This window comes from uncultured Capnocytophaga sp. (assembly GCF_963525585.1).
Taxonomy (GTDB): Bacteria; Bacteroidota; Bacteroidia; order Flavobacteriales; family Flavobacteriaceae; genus Capnocytophaga.
Map to the genome: position 1 here is coordinate 1 of NZ_CAURLX010000009.1, position 24,326 is coordinate 24,326.

23 protein-coding genes and 1 other RNA gene are annotated in these 24,326 nt (G+C 35.7%); 10 read left to right on the top strand and 14 right to left on the bottom strand.

The window, feature by feature from the left end; translation table 11 throughout:
• The first annotated feature begins 242 nt into the window (after positions 1 to 242).
• Positions 243 to 1,718, top strand: a complete 1,476-nt coding sequence (locus tag RYK20_RS03525) for an ankyrin repeat domain-containing protein (RefSeq protein WP_314894443.1) — start codon at positions 243 to 245, stop codon at positions 1,716 to 1,718.
• Between the two features lie 54 nt (positions 1,719 to 1,772).
• Here the strand turns inward: RYK20_RS03525 and RYK20_RS03530 are convergent, their stop codons facing one another.
• The 3 genes from RYK20_RS03530 to RYK20_RS03540 form a co-directional block, all read right to left on the bottom strand.
• The gene (locus RYK20_RS03530; protein ID WP_311456119.1) at positions 1,773 to 2,906 is read right to left on the bottom strand and encodes an acyl-CoA dehydrogenase family protein; all 1,134 of its coding nucleotides are present in this window, start codon (positions 2,904 to 2,906) and stop codon (positions 1,773 to 1,775) included.
• Positions 2,907 to 2,932: 26 nt separating this feature from the next.
• Positions 2,933 to 3,967: a cysteine synthase family protein gene (locus tag RYK20_RS03535; protein ID WP_314894444.1), complete on the bottom strand. Its 1,035-nt coding sequence runs from the start codon at positions 3,965 to 3,967 to the stop codon at positions 2,933 to 2,935.
• Positions 3,968 to 4,077: 110 nt separating this feature from the next.
• The gene (locus tag RYK20_RS03540; RefSeq protein ID WP_314894445.1) at positions 4,078 to 5,415 is read right to left on the bottom strand and encodes a lytic transglycosylase domain-containing protein; all 1,338 of its coding nucleotides are present in this window, start codon (positions 5,413 to 5,415) and stop codon (positions 4,078 to 4,080) included.
• 242 nt (positions 5,416 to 5,657) lie between these two features.
• Here RYK20_RS03540 and RYK20_RS03545 point away from each other — a divergent pair, with 242 nt between their 5' ends.
• The 6 genes from RYK20_RS03545 to RYK20_RS03570 all read left to right on the top strand — a co-directional run bounded on the left by RYK20_RS03545 (position 5,658) and on the right by RYK20_RS03570 (position 9,965).
• Positions 5,658 to 6,626 (top strand): alpha/beta fold hydrolase, encoded by a 969-nt coding sequence (locus RYK20_RS03545; RefSeq protein ID WP_314894446.1) that lies wholly within the window; start codon positions 5,658 to 5,660, stop codon positions 6,624 to 6,626.
• Positions 6,627 to 6,668: 42 nt separating this feature from the next.
• A complete protein-coding gene (locus RYK20_RS03550; RefSeq protein ID WP_314894447.1) occupies positions 6,669 to 7,289 on the top strand; it encodes an outer membrane lipoprotein carrier protein LolA in 621 nt (206 codons plus the stop codon).
• Positions 7,267 to 7,869 carry a hypothetical protein gene (locus RYK20_RS03555; protein WP_314894448.1) on the top strand — a complete coding sequence of 201 codons (603 nt, stop codon included), beginning with the start codon at positions 7,267 to 7,269 and terminating at the stop codon, positions 7,867 to 7,869. Before RYK20_RS03550 ends, RYK20_RS03555 begins: the two co-directional genes overlap by 23 nt.
• A gap of 25 nt (positions 7,870 to 7,894) precedes the next feature.
• Complete coding sequence (locus tag RYK20_RS03560; RefSeq protein ID WP_311456110.1) at positions 7,895 to 8,260, top strand: 3-hydroxyacyl-ACP dehydratase; 366 nt, start codon at positions 7,895 to 7,897, stop codon at positions 8,258 to 8,260.
• Entirely contained in the window at positions 8,254 to 8,742 is a 489-nt protein-coding gene (locus tag RYK20_RS03565; RefSeq protein ID WP_314894449.1) for a hypothetical protein, read from the top strand. Before RYK20_RS03560 ends, RYK20_RS03565 begins: the two co-directional genes overlap by 7 nt.
• Before the next feature lie 101 nt (positions 8,743 to 8,843).
• A complete protein-coding gene (locus RYK20_RS03570; protein WP_314894450.1) occupies positions 8,844 to 9,965 on the top strand; it encodes a hypothetical protein in 1,122 nt (373 codons plus the stop codon).
• A 52-nt stretch (positions 9,966 to 10,017) separates the two neighbouring features.
• Here RYK20_RS03570 and ettA read toward each other — a convergent pair whose 3' ends face one another.
• Positions 10,018 to 11,709 carry an energy-dependent translational throttle protein EttA gene (ettA, locus tag RYK20_RS03575; protein WP_314894451.1) on the bottom strand — a complete coding sequence of 564 codons (1,692 nt, stop codon included), beginning with the start codon at positions 11,707 to 11,709 and terminating at the stop codon, positions 10,018 to 10,020.
• Positions 11,710 to 11,822: 113 nt separating this feature from the next.
• On the opposite strand from ettA, the gene RYK20_RS03580 reads away from it, so the two are divergent.
• A complete protein-coding gene (locus RYK20_RS03580; protein ID WP_297981321.1) occupies positions 11,823 to 12,863 on the top strand; it encodes an endonuclease/exonuclease/phosphatase family protein in 1,041 nt (346 codons plus the stop codon).
• A 6-nt stretch (positions 12,864 to 12,869) separates the two neighbouring features.
• Here the strand turns inward: RYK20_RS03580 and ndk are convergent, their stop codons facing one another.
• On the bottom strand, positions 12,870 to 13,292 hold the full coding sequence (gene ndk / locus RYK20_RS03585) for a nucleoside-diphosphate kinase (RefSeq protein WP_297981318.1): 423 nt from the start codon (positions 13,290 to 13,292) through the stop codon (positions 12,870 to 12,872).
• A gap of 146 nt (positions 13,293 to 13,438) precedes the next feature.
• Between ndk and ffs the strand changes: the two genes are divergently transcribed.
• Positions 13,439 to 13,537, top strand: an RNA gene (ffs, locus tag RYK20_RS03590) — signal recognition particle sRNA small type.
• 39 nt (positions 13,538 to 13,576) lie between these two features.
• Positions 13,577 to 15,706: a suppressor of fused domain protein gene (locus RYK20_RS03595; protein ID WP_314894452.1), complete on the top strand. Its 2,130-nt coding sequence runs from the start codon at positions 13,577 to 13,579 to the stop codon at positions 15,704 to 15,706.
• A gap of 65 nt (positions 15,707 to 15,771) precedes the next feature.
• On the opposite strand, the gene RYK20_RS03600 is transcribed toward RYK20_RS03595, so the two are convergent.
• From RYK20_RS03600 to RYK20_RS03640, 9 genes are all read right to left on the bottom strand, one after another.
• Positions 15,772 to 16,704: a malate dehydrogenase gene (locus RYK20_RS03600; protein ID WP_311456100.1), complete on the bottom strand. Its 933-nt coding sequence runs from the start codon at positions 16,702 to 16,704 to the stop codon at positions 15,772 to 15,774.
• Between the two features lie 110 nt (positions 16,705 to 16,814).
• Positions 16,815 to 18,170, bottom strand: coding sequence for a peptidylprolyl isomerase (locus RYK20_RS03605; protein WP_314894453.1), 1,356 nt, complete (start codon positions 18,168 to 18,170; stop codon positions 16,815 to 16,817).
• Positions 18,157 to 19,005, bottom strand: a complete 849-nt coding sequence (locus RYK20_RS03610) for a hypothetical protein (protein ID WP_311456098.1) — start codon at positions 19,003 to 19,005, stop codon at positions 18,157 to 18,159. The genes RYK20_RS03605 and RYK20_RS03610 overlap by 14 nt, the downstream gene beginning before the upstream one ends.
• 88 nt (positions 19,006 to 19,093) lie before the next feature.
• The gene (locus RYK20_RS03615) at positions 19,094 to 19,600 is read right to left on the bottom strand and encodes a CvpA family protein (protein WP_314894454.1); all 507 of its coding nucleotides are present in this window, start codon (positions 19,598 to 19,600) and stop codon (positions 19,094 to 19,096) included.
• A 38-nt stretch (positions 19,601 to 19,638) separates the two neighbouring features.
• Entirely contained in the window at positions 19,639 to 19,860 is a 222-nt protein-coding gene (locus RYK20_RS03620; protein ID WP_311456096.1) for a DUF2795 domain-containing protein, read from the bottom strand.
• A gap of 119 nt (positions 19,861 to 19,979) precedes the next feature.
• Positions 19,980 to 20,585, bottom strand: coding sequence for an NUDIX hydrolase (locus RYK20_RS03625; protein WP_297979613.1), 606 nt, complete (start codon positions 20,583 to 20,585; stop codon positions 19,980 to 19,982).
• A gap of 14 nt (positions 20,586 to 20,599) precedes the next feature.
• On the bottom strand, positions 20,600 to 23,242 hold the full coding sequence (locus tag RYK20_RS03630) for a hypothetical protein (RefSeq protein WP_314894455.1): 2,643 nt from the start codon (positions 23,240 to 23,242) through the stop codon (positions 20,600 to 20,602).
• A 19-nt stretch (positions 23,243 to 23,261) separates the two neighbouring features.
• Positions 23,262 to 24,005: a 3-deoxy-manno-octulosonate cytidylyltransferase gene (gene kdsB / locus RYK20_RS03635; protein ID WP_314603653.1), complete on the bottom strand. Its 744-nt coding sequence runs from the start codon at positions 24,003 to 24,005 to the stop codon at positions 23,262 to 23,264.
• Positions 24,002 to 24,325, bottom strand: coding sequence for an iron-sulfur cluster assembly protein (locus RYK20_RS03640; protein WP_297979578.1), 324 nt, complete (start codon positions 24,323 to 24,325; stop codon positions 24,002 to 24,004). The genes kdsB and RYK20_RS03640 overlap by 4 nt, the downstream gene beginning before the upstream one ends.
• Position 24,326: the final 1 nt, after the last annotated feature.

Genomic DNA, 24,326 nt, shown 5'->3' on the forward strand with positions numbered 1-24,326 from the left:
ACTACTACTTACTGGAATATACTGACTTGAAGGGCAACCGCCAAGAGAAATCAGGTTGGTTATACCTTAAGGTAAACTAGTTCTATCAGATTTATAATAAATGAGAGTCTTTGGAGATTCTTCCAGAGGCTCTCTTTTTTTGCCTAATGGAAACTATATTAGAATTAATAGAAATAGATATAATATTATTTAGATTCTATCTAAATTTTTCGTATATTTGCACTTTCTTAAAAAACGTACAAATGAAAAAAACACTGTTAGGAATTGCTTTAATAGCATTTTTTCCTGTATTAGCACAACAAAATGCTTTTTTCGCCCGTGATTTCTGGAAAGAAAATACTTCTGTGGAGCAAGTTAAAGCAGCTATAGCCGAGGGGAATAGTCCTTCACAACTGAATGAAGCTGCTTTTGATGCCACTGCTTTGGCTATCTTGGGAAAAGTACCCACTGCGACAGCAATCTATTTGATAGAACAGCCAGGAAATGATATTAATAAGCGAACTCACGATGGACGTACTTATCTGTTTTGGGCAGCGAGTACAGGTAATATTGAGTTAATACAGTATCTTATTGATAAAGGAAGCGACTTATATGCCAAGGATACTAAGGGTTATACGCCTGTAACTTTTGCAGCTCTTTTTGGAATTACAGACCCAGCGGTTTATGAATTGTTCTTTAAAGCAGGAATAAATCCTAAAGAACGCTACGCAGGAGGAGAAACGCTCTTGATGAAGCTTATCCCTTTTGATAATGAGCAACTTACGATTACACAATTTTTTGTGAATAAAGGCTTACGGCTTAAGGACAAGGGAGAAAATGGTGCAACCCTTTTTGATTATGCAACCAGAAAAGGGAACCTCTCTCTTCTAAAGGCGCTTCGAAAGAAAGTAAGACCTACCTCACAAGCTCTTCCGATGGCGGCAGAGGGAATTGTTCGCCAGCCTAATAATTCTCTGGATTTGTATAAGTATCTTGTGCAAGAGCAAAAGATAAATGCCAATGCAATGGATAGTAAAGGAGCTAATGCACTTCATTATTTAGCTCGCAGGCAAGATTTACCTTCTATTACTTATTTGATAAATAAAGGGGCTCAAATAGATCTTGTAGATAAGGATGGAAATACTCCACTTATGAATGCTTGTTATGGAACAAACCTAGAAATAGTAAAAGCTCTTTATAAGGATCAGAATCTTGTGAATAAAATTAATAAAAAAGGAGACACTGCCTTACAAATAGCTTTGCAACGTAGTAATAATGAAGTGGTTGCCTTCTTGTTAGCAGAAGGAGCTACTATAAATGCAGTTAATAATAAAGGAGAAAATCTGATAGAGGCTCTTCTTAAGAGCTATAATCCACGCAAGAAGGATGGAGAGGCTGATTTTGATAAGAAAGTAGCTCTCTTGCAAAAGTATAAAGTATCCTTAGAGCAACCCAATGTACAAGGAAATACAGCCTTACATATAGCTATTCAGAGGGGTAATCGCAAGCTTATAGAAAAAGTACTTCCTTGGGTGAATATCAACACTAAGAATAAAGAAGGAGAAACAGCCTTGATAAAAGCTGCAATGGTGGCTAAAGATACTGAAGTGTTAGAATATCTCATTAGTAAAGGAGCTGATAAGACAAGTACTACTGAGTTAGGAGAGACGGCTTATGATTTGGCTAAAGAAAATGAATCTCTTCAAAAGAGTGGAGCTAATCTGGAATTTTTGAAGTAATAAAATTTTTTATAAAGAGGCTTCCTTTTTAGAAAGCCTCTTTTATTTTAAGAATTATAGGTTTCTACTGATAACGAGTTTCAGGATTTCGGAAGTACCTTCACCTATGGTACATAACTTCGCATCTCGATAGAATTTTTCAACGGGATAGTCAGTTGTATATCCGTAGCCTCCGTGTATCTGGATAGCTTCTCCTGTAACTTTTACACAGAGTTCAGAGGCATAAAGCTTAGCCATAGCTGATTGCTGAGTAACCTTTTGATTGGTTTGCTTTAGGTAAGCCGCTTTGTGTAAGAGTAGTTCGGCTGCTTCTATTTCAGTAGAGAGCTCGGCAAGCTTGAATCCAATAGCTTGGAAGGAGATAATAGGTTTTCCAAACTGAGAACGTTCTTTGGAATATTGGATAGCTGCTTGTATAGCTCCTTTAGCAATACCCAGAGACAGAGCTCCAATAGAGATACGTCCTCCGTCAAGAATTTTCATTGCTTGTATAAAGCCTTCTCCTACAGCTCCTAAGCGGTTTTCGTCAGGGATTATACACTCTTGGAAAATAAGCTCAGCGGTTTCACTGGCACGCATTCCCAGTTTATCTATCTTTTTTCCGCTAGAAAAACCTTTTGTTCCTCTTTCTACAACAAAAGCAGTCATTCCGTGCTTATCTCCTTTTTCTCCTGTACGGGCAATCACTACTGCTATATCTGCACTGATAGCGTGGGTGATAAAGTTTTTTGTTCCATTAAGTACCCATTGATTCCCTTTCTTAACAGCGGTGGTATGCATTCCTCCTGCATCAGAACCTGTATTATGCTCTGTAATACCCCAAGCTCCTATATGTTCTCCAGAGGCTAATTTGGGTAACCAGCGTTTTTTTTGTTCTTCATTTGCAAAAGAAAGTATATGATTTACACAGAGAGAATTATGAGCAGCTATAGAGAGCCCTATAGAGGGATCTACCTGTGAAATTTCACTGATGATGGTAATATATTCGTGATAGCCTAAAGCAGAACCACCATAAGCTTCAGGAACAAGGATTCCCATAAAGCCAAGTTCTCCAGCTTTTTTGAAAACTTCCAAAGGGAAAGTCTGTTCTTTATCCCACAAGCTACGGTGAGGGAGTAAATGTTGTCGCGCAAAGTCTCTTGCCACTTGGGCAATCATTTCGAGTTCTTGAGAGTGAGAAAAATCCATTTGTATTAGGAATTTATTTGAATAAGTTAATCTAAAGACGAAGGTTCTAGGTGTAAGGTGTCCTGTAACCATTGTTTATTATAGATCTTGTTCATATAACGAGAGCCGTGGTCTGGGAATACTACCACAACAATGCTTTCAGGAGAAAAAAGACCTTTCTGAGCATATTTTTGAGTAGCTACCCACGCAGCTCCTGAGGTATATCCACAGAAAATGCCTGTTTTCTGGGTAATGTGCCGAGCCATAAGGGCACTTTCTACATCATTTACCTTGATAAATTCATCTATTACTTGTGTATCAAGGGCACTAGGAATAAGGTTTTTGCCTAATCCTTCTATATAATAAGGATGAAGTTCATTTTTGTCAAGTTCACCTGTATCAAAATATTTTTTAATTAGAGAACCTTCTGCATCTACTCCTAATATTTTGATATTAGGATTCTTTTCTTTTAGAAATCTAGCAATTCCTGAGATAGTTCCTCCTGTACCACTACAAGCCACTACGTGTGTAACCTCTCCTGAAGTCTGTTCCCAGATTTCTCTTCCTGTACTCTGGTAATGAGCTTCGATATTTAAAGGATTGAAATACTGATTGATATAAATAGAATTAGGAGTTTCTTTATGCAAGCGTTTGGCAACTTCATAATAAGAACGAGGGTCTTCAGGAGCTACTTTTGCAGGGCAGACGTGTACTTCAGCTCCTAAGGCGCGGAGCATATCAATCTTATCTTGAGAGGATTTATCAGTAACAGCAAGGATACAACGATAGCCACGAATGGCAGCAATCATAGCCAAGCTAAATCCAGTGTTCCCTGAGGTAGTCTCAATAATTACACCTCCAGGTTTTAGAAGTCCTTGTTTTTCTGCTTCTGTAATGATGTAAAGCGCAGTACGATCCTTTGCAGAATGACCGGGATTAAAGGCTTCTAACTTAGCAAAAAAATGCCCCTCCATTTGAGAGGCTATTCTTTCCAAAGAAACCAAAGGGGTGTTTCCTGTAAGTTCAAGAAGACTATCATAATAATGAATATTTTGTAGCTTCTCCGTATTTTTAGTAAGCATTTTTTACTTATTTATATGAATATTTTTTAGAAAGCTCCTACCATCTGCTTGTGATTATATAGGAAAATTCAAAGAAGCAAAGGTAGTGATTTTTCTTTAAAAGTCAAGAATTATTTATGAATAACAATACGTTGCCCAGCCTTAAGATTTGTACTCCTAAGATTATTCCATTTTTTCAATTGGGTAACAGTAACACCATATCTACTAGCAATTCTTCCCAGAGTTTCTCCTTTTTTTACTTTGTGAGTAGTACGTTTGTTACTAGAGGCTTGTACAGAGGAAAGTACTTCAGGAAGAGGTCTTTCGCGTTTTGAAGCTTCTAGGTCAAGGTAAGCATAGATGGCATCCTCATTATTAACAAATTTGCCAATTGCCTCCACAGGAAGTCGTACTCCATAATTTTTACCTTCTATATAAGGGACAATGTTCAGAGTATAAGCAGGATTAAAGAAACCAATTTCTTCTTCAGTCATTCCTACCACTTGGCTAATATCCTTGAAAGAAATATGTCTTTTTACTTGTACGGTATCTGTTTCAAAGAATACTTTTTCAGGTTTTTGAGTTTGAAAACCGTGTTCTTTAGCATATTCAAAGATATACATAGTAGCCAAGAAAGCAGGGACATATCCAGCTGTTTCATTAGGAAGATAAGGGCGCAGATTCCAGTAATTGGTTTTTCCTCCTGACCTACGCATTGCTTTAGTTACATTTCCAGGTCCAGAGTTATAGGCAGCAAGAACTAAGTCCCAGTCGTTGAATACACTATAGAGCTTCTTGAGGTACTGAGCAGCCGCCTGAGTAGCTAGCTCAGGATGAGAACGATCATCTACATAATTACTCACTTCAAGTCCATACATTTTTCCTGTATAGTACATAAATTGCCAAAGTCCTTTAGCTCCCATAGGAGAAGTAGCTTTAGGGTTTAGGGCACTTTCAACAATAGCTAGGTATTTGATTTCTTTTGGGATTTGATGTTTCACAAGTTCTTTTTCGAACATTGGAAAATAATACTGGCTGATATTCATCAATCTCTGTAGAGAGCTACGTCTGTTTTTTAGAAAATTTTTGATGACATTCTCTAGAATAGGGTTGTATTCTATATGAAAAGGAGTTTTTTGGTCAAGTTTTGCTAAACGTTCTTTAAGAACTTCTGTGGAGAGCTCATTATAGACAACGTTTTCAGAGGGAGTACTCTGAATATCATTCTGCATAAGAGGGAAGAGGGAGTTGTTAGAGAGTTCTTCTAACCATTTCTTATCATACTTTAGAGCCTTGTTATTGTCCTGTAAGTGAAAAAGCCCTTCACGAAGGTTTCCTGAGGAAAGACTATCATTGGTAATTCTGTTAGTTGAGGGCTTATGTAGAGTGTCTGATACTGTGTTTTTTACCTGAGAATTTGCTGAAAAAGAACAGATATATAAAAGGGTAAAAAAGTAAGTTTTTTTCATTATAAATTCATTTAGATGAGTGTTCAAGGGGCAAAGGTAAAAAAATATTTTTAATTCATATGATATAAGATTGTTAATATTTCTGGCATAGTTTTTGCTCTTTTACATCTGTAGATTAAAGAGATTTTTTTATACTTTCTTGAGGATAGAGAAAACAAAGAAAGTTGCCTAATAAAAATTTGCCTATTTCCTTATAAAAACCTACTTTTGCAGGCAAAAACAAAATAAGAAGTGTGTAATTTATGGAGTTGCTCAAGCATATAGAAATCAAGAATTTTACTACTTTATCAGGTAAAGAATATCCTATTCTTCGGTTAACCTATCAAACATTTGGGCTTCCCTTGGGAGAGGCTCCTGTAATTGTAGTTAATCACGCTCTTACAGGGAATTCTCAAGTAATAGGTAAGGAAGGTTGGTGGAATCAGACAGTAGGAGAGGGGAAGGCTTTTGATACTCTGACTCACACGGTTATTTGCTTTAATATACCCGGGAATGGTTATCAAGGAGGTGAAGAAGAACTGATACTTGATTATAAAGAATGGACTGCTCGTGATGTGGCACGTGTCTTCCTATTAGGTTTAGAGAAGTTACAAGTAAGTCATATTCACATATTATCAGGAAGTTCCTTAGGAGGGGGGATAGCTTGGGAAATGATTGCTCTAGCACCTACCTATGTAACTCATTTTTTTGCTGTAGCTACTGATTGGAAAACGACTGACTGGGTTATAGCCAATTGCCTGATTCAAGAACGCTTACTAGAGGGCTGTAATCCTCTTCACGATGCGCGAATGCACGCAATGCTTTGTTATCGTACTCCAGCTTCTTTGAAAGAAAAATTTGAGAGAAGTATTAATACCGAAAGGAATCTATTCAATACCGAAACCTGGCTCTTACACCACGGAGAAAAGCTTCAGAATCGCTTTACTCTTCCAGCTTATAAGCTAATGAATCAGCTAGTTAAAACAATTGATATAGGCAAAGATAGAGGAGACTTTGAGCAGGTGATAGATCCCGTAACTACTGAAATTCATATTATAGGAACAGATACTGACTTGTACTTTGTTCCTCAGGAAAACAGATTGACTTTCAAATTACTACAACAAATGGGTAAAAGAACAACTTATAATGAGATTGTTTCCATTCACGGTCACGATGCATTCCTGATAGAATACCAGCAGTTAGATAAATTCATAAGAACAGCTCTATCATAAGGTTAGGAATGACTTTTCTAGAAGTTTTTAAATGATTATTAGATGAAATATATATATATTATTTGTACCACTTTACTAATGTTTTCTTCTTGGGGACAGGAAGTTTCTCTTACGCCAGCACAGTCCTCGGACTTCAAAGCTAAGGCAATAGAAAGAAATCAGGCTATCAAAACAATGCAGGCTGATTTCAAGCAGAGAAAACATCTGGAATTTATGTCCAAAGATATAGAAACTCTAGGTAAAATAGCTTATGCTAAGCCAGATCAGCTGAATTGGCAATATACAGCTCCTTATCGTTATCAGATTGTTTTCCAGAAGAATACAATTACAGTTAATGATCAGGGAAAGGTTTCCCAAATGAAAGCAGATAATAAAATTTTCAAGAAAATTAACGCACTAATAGTGAGCACAATAAGTGGAAATATGTTTGATGAAAAAGAGTTCTCAGTAGCTCTCTATAAGTCAACAAAGGGAGTGCACGCAAAACTTCTTCCTAAGGACAAAACACTACTGAAGTATATGAAGGAGATTCATTTGTTTTTTTCCTCAGATGCTACTGTGGATCAAGTCAAACTCATAGAGCCTACGGAGGATTATACCGAAATTACTTTTATCAATAAGCAGTTTAATACTCCTATAGATGCGTCTGTTTTTAAGTTGTAGTCTCTTTTTATTTCTTCTGGCTTGTGGAACACCTTTTCAAATTTCTAAAAAATACCAGAAAGAACAAATAAATCAGGAAGTTAAGAATCCTTATTTTAGTGGAAGTGAAGAGCATTTCTATCGAGCTACTATTGAGGCTTATGGGCATACATTTAATGGAATTTTAGCAATAAAAACAAATTCTCTATCCCATAGAGTAGCTCTTACAACAGATTTCGGGAATACTCTTTTGGATTTTTCTTATACAGAAAAAAAATGGAAGGTAAATTACATCAATGAGGATTTGGATAGGAAACCTCTCATTGGGATGTTTGAACGAGATTTTTTAGATTTGCTCAAATCTTTTCATTGCACAGAAAAGTATAGTGACTCCCAAAAGATTATTTATCTTTCGCAAGAACAAAAGACAAAAAATTATCTGTTCCAAAATCCATCAGGAAAGATATATGAGCAAGTAAATACAAATGGATCAAAAAAATATACTACTTTTGCTTTCTCTTATAATGGAGAGGGACAACTGAGAGAAGTACTTATTGAACATCATACAATGAAAGTATTAATTACACTTAGTTTAATGTAAGTAAATCTAACCTAAAAAATCAATTATGTTGGAAAATTTTTATATACTTAAAGAAATCAATACTCTAGGTCAGGGAAAGTATACTTGTAAGATACACCTAAATGCTTCTCATCCTATTTTTGAAGGACATTTTCCAGGGAATCCAGTTACCCCAGGGGTGTGTATGCTGCAGATTATCAAAAATATATCCCAAGAATTATTACAAAAACAGCTGTTTTTGGTCAAAACTTCAAATGTGAAATTTATGGCTCTAATTGATCCTAATAAAACCCCAGAACTGATATTGGATCTTGAAATAGAACAACAATCAGAACATATAATTGTGAAGAATACCACCTCTTTTGCAGGAACAGTAGCCTTAAAATTAACCAATACATATAAGTTATGTTAAGAATATGGAGTCTGTTTTGTTTTTTTATAACTTTTTCTCTTCAGGCTCAGAGCATAGAGCAAATACGTAAATCATATACAATAGCACAGAATAGTAAGGAGAATACAGCTCAGTTTTATCAACTAATGCAGGAGGTTTCTTCCGAAGATATTCCTATAAAAAGAGCTTATAAGGGAGCTTCTATAATGATGTATGCTAAGTATTCAGTAAAGAATGTACGCGACTTACTTAAGGAAGGAAAAGAATGGGTAGAAGAGGCATTAAACAAAGAACCAGAGAATATAGAGATTCGCCTAGTGAGGCTTAGCTTACAAGAACATCTCCCTAAAATAGTTCCTTACCATAAGAATATAGATGAAGATAAGAAGGTCATATTAGATAGCTTCTATTCTCAATCCAAACTACTACAAAAATATTTACAAGATTATATACAAAGCTCTAAAAGTTTTTCTCCAGAAGAGAAAAAAAGGATAAAAAATTAATTATTTTTGAAAATATTAGGTTCGTATAAGGTTTTTTTTGTATGTTTGCACCCTAGAAAAGTTTTTGACAAAAAAATAAAATAATATCAAAATAAATGAAAATGAAATATCTTTTAAGCATAGTGAGCGTCTGCTCTTCTTTTTTACTTTGGTCTCAGCCTAAATTAGAAGATACTTGGAAGGATAGTAAGCTGAATGAAACACTTGAAACTCCTCTAGGATTTCTTAGAAAAGAAAGAACAACAGAGAACAAGATAGATTATGTGTTAGGGATAGATAAGAATAACAAAATTAAGTACATAGAGACGAACACCCCTACTTTTAAGATAGAAGGCTATAGTTTGGCAACTAAGTTATTTTCTTTTAAGAACTACACATATACCCGTTATTTTGATGGCTGGGGTTACTATTTGCGTGTAAATAACTCTTGGTGTGCCTATTTTGGGAAAGCTAAGCCAACAAAAGATACTCGTCCTATCTTCTTTTTTAATTATAATTTTGGAAAAGCTGAAGGAAAACCTATTTTTGATGCAAATTATGAAGAGGTATTAGCTGCACAACAGAAGGCTGAAAAGGAAAAAGCTGAGAAAAAAGCTAAAGAAAAGGAAGAAAAAGAGAGAAAAAATGCTGAATACCTTAAGGAAAAAGAACGCTTAGAGAAAGAAAAAGCAGAAAAGGAAGAAGCAGAGAAAGAAAAAAAGATAGCTCTACAGAAAGAAATTGAAAAACGTAAGGCTGAAGAGGAGGCTAAGAAAAAAGCTGAGGAAGAAGCAAAACAAAAATATGCTAGGGAAGTAGCAGAATATAATGCTAAAAAAGAGGCTGAGAAAAAAGCTAAAGAAGAAGAACGTAAAAGAAAATCAGAGGAATTTCGTACAGGACAAAGGGTAGTAAATACAGAAACTGCACAAGGGACAAGTACCTCTACTTCTACTTCTGAGGCTTTGCAAGGAGGTGAAAAACTCTTGGATGAGACACTTAAAGCTAAATTAAAAAAATCTTTAAGAGATTATCAAGCATATATAAAAAAGAATCAAAAACGTACGGAGTCTTATCCATTAGTGCTAGTAAATTATAAGGATGTAATGGAGTATTCCCAAGCAGAATTAGCTAAAATAACCAAGATAGCTTCTACAACAGTCTTTAAAAAGGGTGCCAAACGTACTGAGGACTTTAAAGATAAGGGAGCTAATGGTGTAGTAATCATCAAAGTAGAATTTTAGAAATATCTATTATAAAAAGGGTATTGTTCAGTACAATACCCTTTTTTTGTTATCATCTTATTAATTTTTTGTATTTGATACGAGTAGGAGTTACTTCTTTACCAAGGCGTTTTTTCTTATTTTCTTCATATTCAGAGAAACTTCCTTCAAAGAAATATACCTGTGAATCTCCTTCGAAAGCTAAGATATGCGTACAGATTCTATCAAGAAACCATCGGTCGTGGGAAATAACAACTGCACATCCTGCAAAATTTTCCAAACCTTCCTCTAAAGCTCTTAACGTATTGATATCTAAATCATTGGTAGGCTCATCTAGTAAGAGAACATTTCCTTCCTCTTTAAGCGTCATAGCCAAGTGTAACCGATTTCGTTCTCCTCCTGAAAGAGTAGCTACTTTTTTGTTCTGTTCGCTACCTGAGAAGTTGAATCTGCTTAAGTAAGCTCGAGAGTTCACTTGTCTCCCTCCCATCATAATGAGGTCTTGCCCATCAGAGAAGTTCTCCCAAATAGATTTTTCGGGGTCAATATTTTTATGAGTTTGATCAACATAGGCAATTTTTACTGTATCTCCTACTAGAAATTCACCACTATCAGGCTTTTCTTCCCCCATAATCATACGAAAGATTGTAGATTTTCCAGCTCCATTGGGGCCTATTACTCCTACAATCCCCGCTTGAGGAAGAACAAAATTGAGGTCTTCATAGAGGATTTTGTCTCCAAAAGCCTTAGAGACATTGCGAGCCTCAATCACATTAGTTCCTAATCTGGGACCATTTGGTATATATATTTCTAACTTTTCTTCTAACTGTTTTTGGTCTTCATTAAGAAGACGATCGTAGTTTTGTAATCGAGCTTTTTGCTTTGCTTGCCTACCTTTTGCTCCTTGTCTGACCCACTCAAGCTCTCTTTCTAGGACTTTTTGTCGTTTTGTTTCGCTTTTTTGTTCTTGAGCTAAGCGTTTTGCTTTCTGGTCAAGCCAAGAAGAATAATTTCCTTTCCAAGGAATTCCTTCACCTCGATCAAGCTCTAGTATCCATCCAGCTACATTGTCCAAGAAATATCGGTCGTGAGTAACAGCGATGACAGTTCCTGCATATTGTTGTAGGTGTTGCTCCAGCCATAGTACAGATTCGGCATCAAGGTGGTTGGTAGGCTCATCCAATAGTAGAACATCGGGCTGTTGTAATAGAAGCCTGCAGAGAGCAACTCTTCTACGCTCACCTCCTGATAATACTTTAATAGGGGTATCAGGGTCAGGGGTACGGAGGGCATCCATAGCTACTTCTAGCTTATTATCTATATCCCAAGCCCCTAAGGCATCGATTTTGTCCTGTAGTTCAGCTTGCTTATCCATCAGTTTCTGCATCTTATCAGGATCGGAGTAGTTTTCTTCTAGGGCGAATAGGTCGTTAATCTGATTGAATTCGTTCAGTAAGTTCATTGTATCGGCAACACCTTCTCTTACTACTTCTACAACGGTTTTATTTTCATCCAAAACAGGTTCTTGCTCAAGATATCCTACAGTATAATTGGGAGCAAATACTACCTCTCCTTGATAGTTTTTATCTACTCCTGCAATAATTTTCAAGAGGGAAGATTTTCCTGAACCATTTAATCCTAGAATACCTATTTTAGCCCCATAGAAGAAGCTCAGATAGATATCCTTTAATACTTGTTTGTTACTTGAGGAATAGGTCTTACTGACCTTACTCATTGAAAAAATTACTTTTTTATCGTCAGCCATAGATAATGGTTTTATTAAGGGACAAATATATGAAAAAAATAACAATAAACATAATCCTTTGGTAACTTGTATTTCTTGTAAAAATATTGTACTTTTGCTAAAAAAATTATTAGATGAAATCCTATACATTATTTTTTTGTATATCATTGTTTTTGAATAGTTTATTTGTGCAATCTCAGAGTAAAACGTATAAAGTTCGTACAGTAGCATTCTATAATGTTGAGAATCTCTTCGATACAATTAATGATCCTAAAAAATTTGACGATGATCGTACCCCCACAGGAAAGGACCATTGGACAGGGAAGCATTATTATGATCATATCAATAAAATAGGTGCTACAATAGCCAAAATAGGAAAAGAAACTACAGGGCAAGCGCCTGATTTTGTAGGACTTGCAGAGGTGGAGAATAAAGATGTCCTAGAGGATTTGGTTAATTCCAGTGCCCTACGGGATAATTTTTATGGAATAGTTCATTATAATTCTCCTGATGCCAGAGGGATAGATGTTGCTTTTCTTTACAAGCAGTCTGTATTCAAGCTAAATAAGACATCTAAACATTTCTTAGATATCAAAGATGATAATGGAAAACGCAAATATACAAGAGACCAAATCCTTATATCTGGAGAAATAGAAGGAGAGGAAATACACTTTATAGTGAATCACTGGCCTTCACGAGCAGGAGGTGAAGCTGCAAGCCGACCTTTCCGTGAGGCAGCTGCTAGCTTAAATAAAAAGATAATAGACTCACTGACTGCTATAAATCCAATGGCAAAGGTCATTAGTATGGGCGATTTCAATGATGATCCTACCAATTCAGCATTTAAGAAAGTATTAAAAACAAAAGCTAACAAAGATAAAGTCTCTCAAGGAGATTTGTATAATCCTATGGAGAATATGTTCAAAAAAGGGATAGGAACCCTTGCTTATCGTGATAGCTGGAGTTTGTTTGATCAGTTTGTACTTACTTATGGATTTCTTAAACCTCAGGAAGGCTATAAATATTGGAAAGCCGGTGTTTTTAATAGTCCAGAATTAGCCACTCCTTCAGGTAAATATGAAGGATATCCTTTCCGTAGCTATGCTAATGGAAGCTATACGGGAGGGTACTCTGACCACTTTCCCGTATATCTGTTCCTGATAAAAGAGCAATAAAAGAAGCTATACATAGATTTCACGTCCAGAGAAGAAAAATGAAATTTCTTTCTGGGCGTTTTCATTTGAGTCAGAACCGTGTATGGCATTTTCTCCTACACTTTCACCATATTTTGCTCGTATAGTTCCTTTTTCGGCTTTAGAGGGATCAGTTGCGCCTATAAATTCTCTAAAAGCCTCTATAGCATTTTCTTTTTCTAAAGCAATAGCGACAATAGGACTACGAGACATAAAAGACACTAATTCATCAAAAAAAGGACGTTCTTTATGGATTTCATAAAATTTTTCAGCCTCTTTTCTACTTAACCATACGTACTTAAGAGCCAGAATCTTGTAGCCACCTTTAATAATCTGGTCTATAATGGCTCCTGTATGCCCTTTCTCTACAGCGTTAGGCTTAATCATTGTAAAAGTTTGATTTGTAATCATAAAAATATTTTTTTAAATGTTTTGTAATCAATGATTTACATTGTTTTTTTTCTCTGAAGAAAAAGAATCCAAATAAATCTGCGTAAAATTACAAAAAAATATTGAAATATTGTTGTTTGTTTCTATTTTTTTTGTACCTTTGCACTCGGCAAGTCCTACACGACCAGCTCCCTTAGAATCCTCCAGGGTGGGAACACAGCAAAGGTATAAGGTTGTAGCGGTGCGATGTAGGTAGCTTGCCTTTTTTTATTTTATATACTCCATTAACTATAATAGATTAAGAAATGACAGAACAACAAATTCTAAAGAAAATAGATAAATTAAATGAGGATGACCATATTCAAGCAGTGGTTGATTTTATAGAAAAATTACCTCATAAAGATAAAACTACAGAAGTACTCAGTGAATTAGGACGTGCTTATAATAATCTCTATTGGCAAAAGCCTTCAGAAGCTAATGAAAAGTATTTGAAAAAAGCAGTAGAAGTGTTCAAATACCTTGAAGAAGAAATAGGAGATACTGAAAGCTGGAATTATAGGATTGGTTATTCCTATTTTTACTTGAATAATATAGAAAAATCTAAAAAACACTTGGAAAAATCTTCTGCTGTTCCAGGAGCTCAGGAATTATTACACTATATAACTATTGCTCAAAATAAAGGGATAACTCTTAGAGATGCCGTCAAAGGAGGAGTAGGAGAAGTAGAATATATACTAGAAGATTTTTTGGTAGCTATCCAGAAATATGCCCCTCAGATGGAACATTACTTAGGGCAACCTGCTACAGAGCAAGAATTGACCTCTCTTGAAGAACATTTAGGATATTCTCTTCCAGAGACATTTAAGCAACTTCATAGAACATTCAGTGGTCAGTCTCAGAAAAAACCTTTCTTTGGAGTAGGACAGAGATTTGTCGCACTTGATGAAATTGAGGAGATTCAACAACGAATGTTGAGCTTTGTTGTTGAAAATTATGGTGAAAATTGGCAGGAGACTCATATTCCAGAGGACGTTTTTGAGGAAGAAGGTTACATAAAAAATCAGCTCTTCAGTTACAAATGGGTGCCTTTTATGGTGCAAGAAGTAGATGGAGAACCTAATAGTTATCTTTGTTTTGACTTTGATAATGATCAAGAAGGAGAATATGGTCAGCTTATAGGAATAACGCCAGATAAAGAGCTTGAGTATTATGAGCTTTCATTTATATTTCCAGGACTTTTCCATTGGTTATCAGCAACTAATGAAGGGCTAGAGACAGGGAGAATGCTTTATTCAGAAGAGTTGGATGCTATTGAGTTTCTAAATAGGAACACCTCAGAAACGGCTTTTTATGAAGAAGATGAACGGGAAGCATTGGAGAAATATATAAAAGAAAATTTTGGTGATTTTGAGGAAGTCTTTCACGAGCTAGTTTCTCCAGATATTCATTGTGATATATATGTTGTCAAGCCTACACCAGAACGCAATTATTATACTTTGGTTACAGGAGGAATGGGAGCTTATGCGATGAATGTTCCAGAAGGATTTGAAGTGAGTCCTTATGCAGAATTGGTAATAAATCTTCCTCCTCATTGGAATATAAAGAGTGAAGAGGAAAAAGACTATTGGCCTATTCGTTGGTTGAAAAACCTCTCTCGCTTACCTATAGATCAGCAAACTTTCCTCGCTTGGGGGCATACAGTTCCTATTGGAGATACCTTGGAAGGGACAGATTTTACCTGTATACTTCTTATTGCAGCAGATGATAAGAATGATGATAAAGATGCTATTGTATCTCTTCCTAGTGGAAAAGAAGTGCATTTTTATACTTTAGTGCCATTATATGAGAAAGAAATGCTTTATAAGTTAGAAAATGATAGTGGTGCTTTATTAGAACTTTTCTCAGAAAATGAAATTCCATATCCTCCTGTGGTAGATATTAATCGTGTAAATGTATGTGAGAACTTTACTCCAACTCAGAATACCAATCTATTGGATAATGTTCATTGGGCATTTACACAGGAATATTTTCCAGGGTTAATGGTTTTCTGGGAGAGTGTTACGGCTTATAATAATGATATGGAAAATGATTTGGATGATTTCAATCCTTATGCAACCATATTCAATACACCTAAAGTAAAAATAATGTATCAGGCTTGGATAAAGAGCAAAAAAGAACTGCATAAGTTTGAGGTACTTGCCAATGAGAATATATTTGATGAGGAACCTAATGAAGATGGGTACTATCAGGCACTTATTGTAGCAGAATTATATTCAGGAGATGGAGCTTCTTTTGGAGCATTGGAGTTGCTTTGGTTTATCCATAATACTTTGTCTAACAAAGATTTGGGTCAGTATATTTTCTTTGAAGGATTTGATATAGAAGGCTATGAGGAAGATGGAACTCCTGTTATTTTCATTAATTGTGGTTTATAGAAATTTCCTTATTCAAAATAGAAAAAATAAAGGTTGTTCATTTTGAGCAACCTTTATTTATAGATTTATAGGACGTTATCTAAAGCCTTATTGATTTCTCGCACAGCTAAAGCACTTTCTTTGAATTTAGCTTTTTCCTCTTCAGAGAGTTCTATATTAATGATTTCTTCAATACCATTCTTACCAATAACAGTAGGGACTCCTAGGCAGATATCACTTTCGCCATATTCTCCATTGAGAAGTGTAGAACAAGGATATACTTTTTTCTGATCACAAGCAATGGCTTGTACAAGAGCAGAAACAGCTGCACCTGGTGCATACCAAGCAGAAGTACCCAAGAGCTTAGTAAGAGTAGCTCCACCTACTTTTGTTTCCTGTGATACATATTCTAATTGTTCTTGAGAAAGGAATTGGCTTACAGGTACTCCATTTCTGGAAGCCAATCGAGTAAGAGGAAGCATTCCAGTATCACTGTGAGCTGCGATAACCATACCATCTACATCGGAAATAGGACTTTTAAGAGCTTCTGCAAGGCGATATTTGAAACGAGCAGAGTCCAAAGCTCCTCCCATTCCTATAATTCTATTTCTAGGAAGTTTGGTTACTTTATGAACTAAATAAGCCAAAGTATCCATAGGATTACTTACGATGATGATAATTACATTGGGCGAATATTTTATAAGTTGTTCTACAACTGATTTTACAATGTTCGCATTTGTTCCAATGAGTTCTTCTCGGGTCATTCCGGGCTTGCGAGGAATACCAGAGGTAATGACAGCAACTTCACTTCCTGCGGTTTGAGAATAATCATTGGTAACCCCTTTAATACGAGTGTCAAAACCATTCAAAGAAGCTGTTTGCATTAAGTCCATTGCTTTCCCTTCTGCAAATCCTTCCTTAATATCCAGTAGAATGACCTCAGAAGCAAAATTCTTAAGTGCAATATACTCTGCACAACTTGCGCCTACAGCACCAGCGCCTACTACAGTTACTTTCATAAAAAAATGATTAAATTTTGTTAGGTCAAAGTTACGAAAAAAATCTGACTTATACAATAAATTCAATCATTTTTTAATCTTTATATAAAGTGATGGATGGCTATAAAGGGTTATTTTTTTAGCCAATTATTTGAAAAAGAACAATTTCTATATTCTCCTTTTATTGAAACAAAAGTCTTTTTAATAGCATCATCAATCCATTTACGAACCGCAGTTAATTGTTTTTCTTTAAGAGCTAATTCGCGAATTTTTGTATAGTCATTAACAAAATCAGCTGTATGCTCATTGATACGGTTGGTAACACGGAATATTTTATACATTTTCCTACCACTTCTGTCTTCATCTACAATAGGAGAAGAAACCTCCTCTTCTTTAAGAGAAGCTACCTGAGAATATAATAGAGGTTCCATACGAGTTAGCTCAAACTTAGTAGAATAGTTCTCAGGGTTAATCAGTTGTCCGCCATCTTCTTTTGTCTCTTTCTCATCGGAGAAATTTTTAGCAGCCTCAGCAAAAGTAAATTCTTTGTTAAGAATTTTTTCACGAATATCATTTATTTTCTTTTTAGCTTCTTCTAGTGCTTTGTCAGGAATTTGGGGAACCATAAGGATATGACGTACAGAAACCTCTTTTCCTCGTATTTTTACTACTTGGATAATATGCCAGCCAAAGTCTGTCTTGAAAGGATCCGAAATTTCTCCTTCTTGGAGGCTAAAAGCCACATCTTTAAATTCTTTAGCAAAACTAGATTTTCTATTGAAAGTAAGTTCCTTACCTCCAGTAGCCCTATCAGCAGAATATAAGATAGCTTTGGTGGGGAAGCTGGTTCCATTCTCTAAGACATCTTTCTTGATTTCCTTAAGCTGTTCAATTACTTTATCTATTTCACTCTGAGGAGCTTTGGGTTCTATTACTATTTGAGCAATCTCTAGTTCAGTACCAATAGTGGGGAGCTCATCTTTAGGTATTTTATTAAAGAACTGTTTTATTTCTTCAGGAGTAACTTCTATATTTTCTACGATTTTAGCTTTCATTTTGGAGCTTAATTCATTCTGTCGCAGAATATTAAAAAGTTCATCACGGAGTGATTGTTCATCCTCTTTGTTATAAAATTTCACAACTTTTTGAATATCACCGATTTGTTCTACTAAGAAATCTATACGGCGGTTCACTCCATCTCGGATTTCCTCATCTGAAATCTTGATACTATCCTGTATAGCTTGGCTTACATATAGCTTATCTTCCATAAGCTTACCTAATAGCTGACATCTTGTAATCTCTTTTGTATCAACATTCTGAGATTTTAGTTCAATGAGAGAACGATCAATATCTGTTTCCAAGATTAAGTAATCTCCTATGACAGAAGCTACACCATCTACCTTAGTTTTGGAGTTCTGGGCAGAGATAACTTGAATGCAGAAAAGGAAAGCAATGAATAATCTTGAGAGGGAATTAATTTTCTTCATATAGTTCAAACTGTTTTTTCTTAATAGCATTAGTAATGATTTCTTTTTCTAAGTTGTTGATATAATTGCTTTTACGTTTGTTTAAAATGATTTGTTTTAGAGTAGGGGACACATACTCTATAGGGGCATAATCACTGGAGTCTAGGAAATTATTTATTTTAACTAAATATACATTAGTAGAATCTCTCTGTTCCAAAAACTGGTTTATGAATCTTTTATTCAGTTTGTCCTTCATAATAGGGAGCTTTTCCTCTACATCAGTAGCTCTTACCCATATACTGTCATTGAGAAAAAGAGACCTAAAAGAGGTTGAAAGAGAATCTATATACGACTTATCCTTGGAGGAAAAGTTCCTAAAAGAGCTGATTAATTTCTGTGAAATATTTCCTATAGGAATCTCTAGATAACGTAACTGTACTAAGTTCTCATTAAGCTTGAATATATCTTTGTTTTCTTGGTAAAATTTCTCTTTTTCGGTACGAGTAATGGTAGTATCTACCTGTCGGGTAAGCAAGTCAAGATAAGCCTGAGAATATAGGTCTGTTCTGTACTCATTTACAAGTTGTTCAAAGGCTTCTTTTTTGTTATTTGATAAATTATCCTGAGCTTTAGCAAAAAGTAGTTTCTTTAGAGCCCAATGATTGATAAAAGGGGTTACAATACGTACACTATCTTCCAAGGTGTAATTGGGAGGGAGGAGTTTTTTTACATCATCTTCATAAAGATAAGCCTCACCTACTCGAGCAATTACCTTGCCGCTCCTAGGGGTATCAGTCCAATGACAAGCTGTAAAAAAGAAGGCTAAGAGTTGGAAAATAAGTATCTTTTCTTTCATTTTAGCGTTTTTTAAGAAATCTACGCAAAATCATTGCAAGTTACAGCTATTTTGAAAATAAAACTAATCAATTAGTTTTTTTTTAACTTTAGATGAAATTTTGGGGCGTAAAGGTATCCTTGAATTGGAAGATATAAGTACGAATCCAAGTATTGATTTCTATAATGGAAGGATAGAACAGGGAATTATCAGTTACTTCTTTTAGAATAATCTCTATAGCTCCTTTGTTCAGGTAAAGCAATGCAGTTCCTACAATAAGGCTCCACTTAAAAAGCCCAAAAAGAGCTCCTGCAATACGGTTGATAGGTCCTAAATATATACTTTCTAGGAACTTTGTTAAGAGCTTTCCTGTAATCCTTACAAGTACAAAAATGACCAGAAAAACAATCAAAAAAGAGATTATCTGATTGGTTTTTGCAGAGAAGGAAAGGCTATTATGGAGAAATTCTGAGGCTAAGGAAGAGAAATGAATAGCTCCGAAAAGGGCAATAAAGACCGCTAAAAGAGAAGCCACTTCCCATATGAATCCTTTGATGAATCCTTGAACAACCCCAATGCCAAGAAGCAGGGCTAAAATGATATCTATGTTATTCATTATAAAGAGAATAGAGATGTTTCCATCTCTATAATAGGTTAATATTCCTCTTCATTCCAGAGATAATCCTCTTCAGTAGGATAATCCGGCCAAATTTCTTCAATGGACTCATATATTTCTCCTTCATCCTCTAGGGATTCAAGGTTTTCTACAACTTCCATAGGAGCTCCTGTACGATAAGCATAGTCTATAATTTCCTCTTTGGTAGCTGGCCAAGGAGCATCACTTAGATAAGAGGCAAGTTCTAACGTCCAATACATATAATCTGAATTTATTAGTAATACTAAATTAGGTGCAAAAATATAAAAAAATCCAATAAAAAAAGCGTATAGGTCAAAAAAAATAAACTATAGAATAATTTAACATTTCTTCTGGAGAACTAATATTCATTCTTGAAGAGAGTACGAATACTAGCAAAAGAATTCTTAAGTATTTTTTTGAGTTTTTTAGGCTTTTCCCAAGTGCAGGATTCGATATCTTCCTCCTCTTGAGGGATAAGTTCTTTCGAGCTATCACTGTACATATTATACCAGAAAGTTTCCTTCAGGTGGTACTTATTATCTCTTTTATAGATATGATAGGTAGTGGAACGGAGTCCTAGTAGGGAAAGGGTATCCAAGCCTGTTTCTTCTTCTACCTCCCTTTGGGCACATTTTTTCAGGTCTTCTCCTCGTTCTAGTTTGCCTTTAGGGAGATCCCATTTTCCTTTTCGCTTAATAAAAAGAATTTTCCCTTCATCATTTCTTACAACACCTCCTGCAGCAGCTACTTTGGTGAGTTCAAGGGCAAATTCATCCAATAATCTCTCCTTTTTATCTTCTATAAAGAAAATAAACTTCCCAGAGGAATGGTTTTCTATCTTTTTCAGAAAATCAGGGATAGAGATTTTTTCTTTCGTATAAATAGGATACTTTTTCTTGTAAGATTTTTTTAATTTGTTAGTGAGAATAATCTTCTTGTCTTCAAAGAAAATTTTATAAGTCATAGTTCTATATTCTATTATTCAATAATAAGTCTGCGTTCTTCATCAAAGGCATCACTGTCAAAAATGATCTGATAAACTCCCTTGGGTAGGTAGTACTTTCCATTTCCTGCTTTCTTGAAAGTGGTTAGTAATTTTCTTTCATAAGAAAGCCGTCCAGCTTCATCGAAAACTAAGTCAAAAGGAATGAAATTGAATCCTATATTGGTCTTATAAGTGAATTTAGCCAAAGTGATATCATCCTTAACGATGCTAATTTTAATGTCATTTCCTTCCTTAGAAGCAAAGGTTTCTAAAAGAAGTGAGGGGATTTCGGGCTCCTGCCAAGGACTATCGGAATTACCCCACTTTGAGGAGTACTTAATAGAATAGGTATCCTTAAGAGGGTAAAAAGGCTGATCTTGTATAGCAGCTTTTAGTTCTTTGAGAGCTGCTACATTGGTAGTGAAAACGCCATTTCCTTGAGTTCCTATATAGAGCTGATTTGTTTGAGGATTCATTGCGATTGCACTAACAGAGGTTCTAGGAAGTTTTTCCTTAAAAGGATGCCACTTTTCTCCCATATCAAAGGAAACATATAAGCCGTTTTCTGTTCCTAGATAGAGAACTTGCTCATTAGAAGGATCTTCTATAAGAACATTTGCTGTTTCTTCTGGAAGATTAGCCTTCAGGTTATCCCAACTTTTCCCCATATTATTACTACGAAATACTAAGGTCTGATGGGAATTATTCTGTAAAATAGCGTACACTCTTTCTCGTTGATGCTTGGAGGCAACTAAGCAATTTACACGATTAGGAGTAGGGAAAGAAGAATAGATCATTTGCCAAGAAACCCCACTATTCTGAGTTGTATAGATCATACCATCGTCACTTCCTGTATATAAAAGCCCAAACTGGAAAGGTGATTCTGCTATAGCTGAGATAGTTCCATAGGATAGAATTCCTCCTTTGTCTCCGTTGGTAAGGTCTGTTGAGATTGCATTCCACTGGCGTCCTTCATTAAGGGACTGGAAGAGAATATTGGTACCCGCATATAAGATAGTATTATTCTGAGGAGAGAGAGATAAGGTGGTTTGCGAAGGGTAACGTTGTTTTATCTTTCTGTCATAGGGGAGGGTAACCTTTCCCTGTTTAAGGGATTGTATAGTTCCAAGATTTTGAGCAATAAATACCTTATTCTCAGGAGATACTGCTAAAGTACCATTTTCACTACTTACTTGGAGCCATCCATTAGGGGTATATCTTAGGAATCCTCCTTTGTAAATGCTAGCATAAAGTGTAGAAAGGGAAGGATTCCCAATGGCTAGAGAAGTTACAGAAACTGTTTGAGGAATCTCTTGCTTTACCCAAGTTCGTCCCTGATCTAAGGATTGGAACATTCCTTCATTGGTTACTAAAATAATTTGTCTATCTTCTACAGATAGCTGATGTACTTTTTGGTCTCTAGGGTTATTCTTGATCAAGCTCCAAGTAATACCTCCATTAATGGACTTCAGTAACGGAATTCCTGAGAGATACAATTCATTTTCTTGCTTAGGATTTACCGCCAAGGCTCCTACTTCATAGCCTTTGTTATAGAAAACATTTGTTAGAGGCTTACTATTTCTTTTTACCCAAGATTTTCCTCCATCAGCAGTGAAATAAACTTCAGCTCCTATCACACGAGGCATAATTCCTAAGAACTTAGGAAGTTCATTGGCTTTAACAATCCCTGAACGTACCATTTCACGTAGGTTATTGGGAGAAAATCTGTTTTGTAAGGAATGGTTATAGATATATTGGTTTAGTTTTTCATCATCTAAAGCAATGAAATCCCTATTAGAAATATTCTCCAGAAGAGCATCATCTCCCTCATCTAGAGCACGTTCTCTATTATCTACAAGGGCATAGATACTATTGGGGCTGAATACTGCCAAAGATATCTTTCCAATATTTCCTTGAGGGAACCCAGAACCATCAGCGGTGAGTAATTCCCAAGAAGCTCCTGAGTTTGTACTTTTATAAATTCCTGATTTGCTTCCACTAGGGATGATATTGGAAGGACTGAATTGCACATCCCAAGCAGCAAGAAAGAGCGTTTCGGGGGTATTAGGGGCTTTTTTGATTTCATTTACGCCTACTTGTCCAAAGGTTTGTGTCCAGCTTTTTCCTTTATTATTAGTACAGAAAACGCCTTTTTCATTTCCCCCTTCTCCAAGAGAACTAAGGCAGGCAACAGAATCAGAAATTAGGGTAATTTGGCTTACATTCAGATTGTTTAGAGGAGCTGTAGCTAGCCATTCCTGATTATTTTCTTTGATAAAAACTCCTTGATGATTAGCAACCCAAAGAGTCTGACGCTCCCAATCCACTGCCATAGCTGTAGTCTGAGGAGTCATAAAATCAGCAAAGGTAGGGGAGAAGCTAGCTCCATTATTATTACTATACCATACGCCTGACTGTGAAAAGGCTACATATAGTTCGTAGGGGTTCTTGGGGTTTCTTTCCACAGAAATAATTTCCCCGGCTCCTCGTGTGATGGGGAGAGCTTCAAAAGGAATATTCTTTACCCACGATTTTTGTAGATTTTCCTTGCGAATGGCTTCCTGTCGGTCTTGTAATTGTGCATTACTTAGGCTTACAAAAGAGATAAAAGCAATAAAAAAAAGAATATTTTTCATATCTTTAATGATTAATTAACTAATATGAATAGAAAGTATTCCAAAGGATTCTAGCTTTTTCCAAATCCTCAGGTGTATCTATTCCTATATTTTCAACAGGGGAAAGTACCATTTTAATACGTTTTCCATTTTCTAGATAGCGGAGTTGTTCCAATTTTTCCATCTCCTCCAAAGCAGAAGCAGGGAGACTATAGAAATCCATTAGAGCTTTCTTTCGGAAAGCATATACTCCGATGTGCTTCATATAAGGAAAAGAACTTCTCCCTTCTCGGTTGAAAGGGATTACTGAACGAGAGAAATACAAGGCAAACTGGTTCTTATCAGTAACCACTTTTACATTATTTGGATTCTCAATTTCTCCTCTATCAGATAATGGAGTCATCAAAGAAGCAAGGTCTATTTGCTTGAGGGAATCCTCTTCAAATACCTTTAGGAGTTTCTCTAAACTATCTTTCTGAATGAAAGGTTCATCTCCTTGTACATTGATAATTATATCAGCAGGAAGTTCCGCAACGGCTTCCGCAATTCTATTGCTTCCACAATTATGAGCTAGCTTACTGATGAATACTTTTCCTCCAATAGAGGTGATTCTTTCGGCAATTTCTTCACTATCAGTGGCTACCCATACTTCATCAAAAAGATGTGTTTGCACGGTAGCTAAGTAAGTTTGCTCAATTACCGACTTACCTCCTAAGTCCTGTAATAACTTATAAGGAAAGCGAGTAGCCTGTAGCCGAGCAGGAATAACAGCTATTTTTCTCATAAGAATCCTAATTCTAGTTTAGCTTCTTCACTCATCATTTCTTGTCCCCAAGGTGGGTCAAAAGTAAGTTCTACTTCTACTTGGTTAATCTCATCAATACTGCTTATTTTTTCATAAACCTCTTGAGGGAGCACCTCTGCTACGGGGCAGTTAGGAGAGGTAAGAGTCATAAGAATTTTCACATCATAATTTTCATTGATAAAAACATCATAGATAAGTCCTAATTCGTAAATATCAACAGGGATTTCAGGGTCATAGATGGTATGGAGTACTTCTACTATTTTTTCTCCAATAAGGTCTGTATTAATAGGTTCATTCATT